This window comes from Bradyrhizobium sp. LeoB3 (assembly GCF_055456055.1).
Window position 1 is genome coordinate 1 of sequence record NZ_JBVBEF010000191.1, and the last position, 6026, is coordinate 6026.

The window sequence follows — 6026 nt, forward strand, 5'->3', positions numbered from 1 at the left end:
AATCCTCCAGGCATTCCGGCAAGAGCGTCAGCTGGGATCTGTCCGCGCCTTCAACGAAGCGTCCCATCCGTATCCCCCAATCAGAAAACGGAGGTTCCGTAGCCGACTCGTGGCTTTTCACACAGCCAGGGTCAAAAGCGGCGATCAGCCCAACGACGCGCGGCGTCCGGTTTCCCCCAGATCGCGGAAATGGCGGCGGCTCTCGCGGTGTTCGGTTTAGAGCCCAAGCGGTCGTCTCACTCTGGCTTTAGGGAAACGCTGTACCGGAAGTTTGGGGGAGCAGATTTGTCCCTTCGCCCGGCGGCGGAAGCGGTACAATGAAATCGTGCAACGAGGAGATCTTCGACGCGTCCCATCACGAAGTGATGGCAACCTGACGCCTTACCCGAGTTCGCGATCGAGAAAATGCATGGAACGGATCGATGAACGCATCCAGAGTCTGGTGACCCAATTGCTTGCTTGCCAACCGGTCCGCTCATGAGACCAAGATGCGTGCGTATTCCCATCAAGGCCACCGCCCGCGAGCCGATCAAACACGCCGGACTCAGCGACTTCCGCACCCCAAGCACAATCCCTATTGCGAAACGCAGCCGGTCCATACATCCGGTCAGAAGCGCCGGCCGGGACAAGCAGATCGCCTATGAGCTGAAGACCAAACGCCCCGCGGTGCGCCACGGTCAGCGTCAGCTCACGCCGCTTCTCGGGGCACTCACCCGCGCACCTTCGGCGATCGTGCGCGGTGCGGCGTTGAGCTGCTCGATGGCAAAGCCCGCGGCCTTCTTGTAGCCGGCCATGAAAGCCTCGCGCTCGGTCGGCGGGATGACGTCGTCGATGTCACTGAAGGTGCCGCCGCAGCGCTCGTCGACCAAGTTCAACAGTCCGAACGGGCCGGCGCCGCGGTTGCGCAGGATCACCTGCGAGATCGGGCCGCATAGGCGGGCGTCATAGGTCGCAAGAGCGGCCTCCGAGACGCCGTGCTCCAGCATCGCCGCGCCCAGCACGCGGGCATCGACGATGGCCTGGCTGGCGCCGTTCGAGCCGGTTGGATACATCGCGTGCGCGGCATCGCCAAGCAACGCCACCGGGCCGTCCTGCCAGGTCGCGACGGGGTCGCGGTCGATCATCGGATTTTCGTAAGCAATCTCTGCGCCCGCGATCAGCGCCGGCACGTCGAGCCAGTCATAGGTCCAGCCTGCAAAATGATGGGCGAACTCGCTGACCGGCACCTGCCTGAACCAGCCGGCCTGTTTCCAGCCTTCCGAATTGTCCATCGTCACTTCCGCGATCCAGTTGACGGTCGCCAGCCCCGTGACGGGATCGGGATGCGAGATCGGATAGATCACGACGCGGTGGCGATGGGTGCCGACCCCGACGAAGGACGAGCCGGTGCGGATTGGCCTGGCGCGGGTCACGCCGCGCCACATCACCGCGCCACCCCAATGGATTGGCGGCTGGGTGGGATGCATCTGCGCCCTGACGGCCGAGTGAATGCCGTCGGCGCCGATCAGTAGCGCGCCACGCGCCTCGGACCGCGCGCCGTCGCCATGCTCGATCTGCGCCGTGACCGAGCCGTCGCTGTTCCTCGTATAGGAGCTGATACGGGAGCCGAGCCGCACCGCTTGCGGTCCGGCCCGGTCCACGAATATTCGGTACAGCAGCATGTGCAGCTGGCCGCGATGCACGGCGTATTGCGGCCAGTTGTAACCGGCTCCGAGCCCGCGCGGCTCGGAATAGATGTCGTTGCCGTTCAGCCCGACCAGCGCCCATTCCTGGGCGGGCACGCCGATCGTATCGAGATCAACAGCGGCGATGCCGAGATCATAGAGTTCGCGCACGGCATTGGGCTGCAGGTTGATGCCGACGCCGAGCGGACGCATCTCGCGCACCGCCTCGTAGACGACGCAGGGCACGCCAATCTGCTGCAGCGTGAGCGCAGTCGCAAGGCCGCCGATACCGCCGCCTGCGATGACTACGGGGTGGTCACTCATGGAATGGTCCGTCGTTCAGTTCGAGGGGAATCGGGAAGGGATGACATCTGGACGGCGGACGTGGCGAATGGCTGCGCGCCGCGCTGAAACCCCTCCCGAATATTGCCAGCGTTGCCACCAGGCTTGTGACTGATAGCCCTAGTTTAGAAAGATTGGCGAGACAAGTCCTTCGGAAGTCTGCTAGCGACCGGTTTCAATCCGGGCGGCTCGTGCGCAACGATCAATGCCGCGGGCACCTGGCTCAAGGTGCTGTCTGCTACAAGTCTACGAGACAACCTAATTCCCCTTTGGAAAGTTTGTTTCACCCGCCGCTCGAAAGCGAGGTCCTATTCAATATCGTACTCAAATCGAACTCTGTTTGGACATATCGAGTCCGCTTCACCCCGCATGAGCGGACATGGAGCAGACACGCCGGGTCGGCCGCTTCGGGCCAGCAGCAGAAGCCAATGGCACCCGGCCTCATTACGCCTGAGGACGCAGAAATCTACATCTTGTCGATGATCGACGAAACACCGTCTTCGGACGCGCTTTCTTTAGCAGCGGCAGCGACAATCGCGGGGATTACGTTCTCGGCGGAGCCGCGCTTGCAGACCTTGACGGCATTCGATCGGTTTTCGGTCAGAGCGTGAAGCGCACATCGAGCGTTCGCTTCGCCGCTACCCGCGCGCTCGCCGCAACGCGGTCTCTAGGTGAGCCCTCTCCTTCTCCCAACGCGCTTCCTCAGCCTGCGCCTTTTCCTCGATAAGCTCGAGCTCAGCCTGAAGGTGGGCAGCGTTCTGTTCGTGCTTCCGGCGTGCAGCATCCAAGGCGTTTTGCGCGTTGTCGACGGCCTGCTGCCGTCGCTCGCGCTCCTTCTGCCGGGCAGCCTCTTCCTTTGCGCGCTCACGCTCGCGGCGCTTATGCTCCCTCTCGAAAGCGAGTGCGGCCTTTCGGTCGGCCGCCGCGTCTTCGGTTCGCTTTGTATGCTGCTGCGGCTTTCGCCTTGCCGACTTGCGGTCAGCCTTTTTCGATCTGCCGTCGCCAGCGAGATCGCTCGGCAGTTCCGCGTGCTCCCTGAATGCTCCGCTGGAGCCGACAGGGCGCTTCAGAACGACGCCCGGCGCCGCCATGGTCGCGGCGATGACGTCGGGATCCTCGCTTTGCTTCGCCGCTCCCTGGTGAAAGAGATTGCTTTCGGCGCCCCAGGCTTCCAGAGCCGCTTTCATCGAGGGTGCCGCCACCGCCAGGTCGAAGAAGCCGAGCGAAGTCTGGTACGTCTTCAGCTTCCTCGCCATTTGCTCGCGCTCCTGCGCCGCTGCTAGACCACCAGGCGGTCGAAATCTGTCGCAACCCGGCTGTTCGGAAACGTCATTGTCGCCTCAGCCAGTATTTCCTCATCGGTGTAGCGGCCCGAGATGTGGGTCAGGACGAGCAGCCTGACATCGCTCTTGGCGGCGAGCGCCGCCGCTTCCGCGGCGGTAAGATGGCCGTAGTCCCGCGCGATGGCCGCATCGCGATCCAGAAAAGTGGCCTCGATCACGAGTACGTCGGCGCCGCGAACGTGCTCGGCCAAGCTCTCGGTGGTTTCGACATCCCCCACGATGACGAGCTTCTTCTGCCCATCCGGCGGCCCGAGGACGTCTTCGGGATCAATCGTCCTGCCGTCCGCCAGCGTCACCGGCCTTCCTTCCGCTAGCTCCTTTCGCACCGGGCCGTCCGGCACGCCGAGCGCGGCGAGGCCGTCCGATCGAAGATGACGGCGGGCTGGGCTTTCAAAGGAAAATCCGAAGCTATCGGTGTCGCGGTGGCGTACTGGAAAGCAGTCGATCGCAAATTCGCCGACGTCGATGACCTGGCCCGCCGTCAACGGAACGAGCTGCAGCGGAATGGGCGCCCTTCCCTCACCCCATAGGCCTGCGAGCATGCGGACGACGACTTCGAGCGCGCCGGGACCGCCGTGGATCGTCATGACTTCGGTGCTCTTCCGCAGTCGCAGGGTCGAAAAGAGACCAGGAATGCCGAGCACGTGGTCGAAATGGCCATGGGTCAATAGCAACCGGTCCAGCCTTCGAAAGCCAGCCCCGGCGCGCAGCAATTGGCGCTGCGTTCCCTCTCCGCAATCGATCAGGATGCGATGATTACCGGCCTCGACGAGAAGCGCCGGATGATTACGTTCGGCCGACGGGACGCTTGCCGACGTCCCCAGGAAGGTGAGCGCGAACATTCGTGGCCTAGCGTCCCTCTTCTCGGTGTGGTTGGCCGAAAACGCTCACGCCCTCGCGCGACCAGATCATATCCGAGTCAGGCCGACTTTCGATGTTGCCTGCTTGTCGGCTTCTTCGCGGCCGTCTCCTTCGCCTGCTTCTTGCCTTGGATCGGCATCAGCATCTCTTTTTGGCCGGCCGCCGCCTTACGCGGCTTCTTGGCGGGTTTGGCAGCCTTCGCCGGCGCCGCTTGTTTGCCGACGCTCCGCCGCAGCGCCTCCATCAGGTCGACGACGTTCTCGCCGCGTGGCCGCTCCTTGGGGGTGATCGGCTTGCCGGCTCGCTTCTGGTTGATAAGGTCGATCAAAGCCGTCTCATACTGGTCCTCGAACTTGTCTGGCTCGAAACGGCCGCTCTTCTGGTTCACGATGTGCTTGGCGAGATCGATCATGTCTTTCGTGACTTTGACGTCCTGGATCTCGTCGAAATGCTCATCTTCGGAGCGGACTTCGTACGGATAGCGCAGCAACGTCCCGACCAGGCCCTTGTCCAGCGGCTCAAGCGCGATGATGTGCTCGCGGTTCGTCAGCACCACCCGCCCAATCGCAACCTTGTTCATCTCGCGGATGGTCTCGCGGATTACCGCAAAGGCGTCGTGGCCGACTTTGCCATCCGGCCGGAGATAGTAAGGGCGGATCAAGTAGCGCGGGTCGATTTCTTCACGATCGACGAACTCGTCGATGTCTATGGTCCGGGTGGATTCGAGCGCCACCTCCTCGAGCTCTTCCTTCGACACCTCGATGAAGGTTTCCTTGTCGAGCATGTAGCCCTTGACGATGTCCTCGTTGGCGACCTCCTCGCCTGTATCGGCGTCGACTTTCAGGTATCTGATGCGGTGCCCGGTCTTTCGATTGAGCTGATTGAAGGAGATCTTCTCGCTCTCCGATGTCGCTGGGTACAGCGCGACCGGACAGGTGACGAGGGACAGACGCAGGAAGCCTTTCCAGTTGGCGCGGGGAGCCATGTTACGCAGAACTCCGGTTTTCCAAGGCGATTGGATTCAAGACGATCGAACAAGGCTTGTTCCGACACTCTTCACCCTGATCCTTCAATTTATTCACGAACCCCGCTTCAGTCGCGACCAAGCGCGCTCCATCTTCCGTGAACGAAAAGGAAACGCGCCCCATGGGCTGCCACAACACCGGCGTTCGGATATAGGATTTATCGTCTTGCCGCATATCACCATAACCACCCGAGCAAGCTCGTAATGTGCAATCTCTACAGCATCACCACAAACCAGGAAGCGATCCGCGCACTGTTCCGGGTCGTAAACCGCTACGTCGGCAACCTGCCGCCGAACCCGGCGTCTTTCCGGATTATCCGGCACCCGTGGTGCGCAACGCCGGCGCCGGCCGTGAGCTGGCGCTGATGCGCTGGGGCATGCCACCGCCGCCGAGCAAACCGGGCCCGCCCGTGACCAATATCCGCAACACCAAATCGCCGCACTGACGAGGCTGGCTGAAGCCGGAGAACCGCTGCCTTGTCCCCATCAACAGCTTCGCCGAATACGCGCCGGAGCCGAATCCGGAGACCAAGAAAAAGGACGTGGTCTGGTTCGCGCTGAACAACGAGCGGCCACTTACCGCCTTCGCCGGGATCTGGACCGAGTTCAAGGGTGATCGGGGCACCAAGCCGAAGCCGATCTCTGGCCCTCACCTCGTCTATGGCTTCCTGACCACCGAGGCGAACACTGTCGTCGCGCCGATCCATCCCAAAGGGATGCCGGTGATCCTGACGACAGATGAGGAGCGCGATGTCTGGCTGCGCGCCCCTTGGGATGAGGCCAAGGCCCTGC

5 protein-coding genes and 1 pseudogene are annotated in these 6026 nt (G+C 62.6%); 2 read left to right on the forward strand and 4 right to left on the reverse strand.

The genetic code is table 11. The annotated features are described in order from the left end of the window. Positions 1–683 precede the first annotated feature (683 nt). Positions 684–1988 (reverse strand): flavin-dependent oxidoreductase, encoded by a 1305-nt coding sequence (locus ACZXDY_RS44175; protein ID WP_464349799.1) that lies wholly within the window; start codon positions 1986–1988, stop codon positions 684–686. Between the two features lie 446 nt (positions 1989–2434). Between ACZXDY_RS44175 and ACZXDY_RS44180 the strand changes: the two genes are divergently transcribed. Next, positions 2435–2617 (forward strand): hypothetical protein, encoded by a 183-nt coding sequence (locus tag ACZXDY_RS44180; RefSeq protein WP_464349800.1) that lies wholly within the window; start codon positions 2435–2437, stop codon positions 2615–2617. Positions 2618–2644: 27 nt separating this feature from the next. On the opposite strand, the gene ACZXDY_RS44185 is transcribed toward ACZXDY_RS44180, so the two are convergent. The 3 genes from ACZXDY_RS44185 to ku all read right to left on the reverse strand — a co-directional run bounded on the left by ACZXDY_RS44185 (position 2645) and on the right by ku (position 5195). Beyond that, positions 2645–3262, reverse strand: a complete 618-nt coding sequence (locus ACZXDY_RS44185; RefSeq protein ID WP_464349801.1) for a cell envelope biogenesis protein TolA — start codon at positions 3260–3262, stop codon at positions 2645–2647. Between the two features lie 23 nt (positions 3263–3285). Then, positions 3286–4191 (reverse strand): ribonuclease Z, encoded by a 906-nt coding sequence (locus ACZXDY_RS44190; protein WP_464349802.1) that lies wholly within the window; start codon positions 4189–4191, stop codon positions 3286–3288. A gap of 77 nt (positions 4192–4268) precedes the next feature. Next, positions 4269–5195, reverse strand: coding sequence for a non-homologous end joining protein Ku (ku, locus tag ACZXDY_RS44195; protein WP_464349803.1), 927 nt, complete (start codon positions 5193–5195; stop codon positions 4269–4271). 243 nt (positions 5196–5438) lie between these two features. Here ku and ACZXDY_RS44200 point away from each other — a divergent pair. After that, positions 5439–6026 (forward strand): annotated as a pseudogene (locus ACZXDY_RS44200) (SOS response-associated peptidase); the annotation flags it as partial.

What these genes read in the sequence shown, in the direction of transcription:
- ACZXDY_RS44185 (WP_464349801.1), bottom strand. Translation starts at nt 3,262, where the DNA reads ATGGCGAGGAAGCTGAAGACGTACCAGACTTCGCTCGGCTTCTTCGAC.
- ACZXDY_RS44190 (WP_464349802.1), bottom strand. Translation starts at nt 4,191, where the DNA reads ATGTTCGCGCTCACCTTCCTGGGGACGTCGGCAAGCGTCCCGTCGGCC.
- ku (WP_464349803.1), bottom strand. Translation starts at nt 5,195, where the DNA reads ATGGCTCCCCGCGCCAACTGGAAAGGCTTCCTGCGTCTGTCCCTCGTC.
- ACZXDY_RS44180 (WP_464349800.1), top strand. Translation starts at nt 2,435, where the DNA reads ATGGCACCCGGCCTCATTACGCCTGAGGACGCAGAAATCTACATCTTG.
- ACZXDY_RS44175 (WP_464349799.1), bottom strand. Translation starts at nt 1,988, where the DNA reads ATGAGTGACCACCCCGTAGTCATCGCAGGCGGCGGTATCGGCGGCCTT.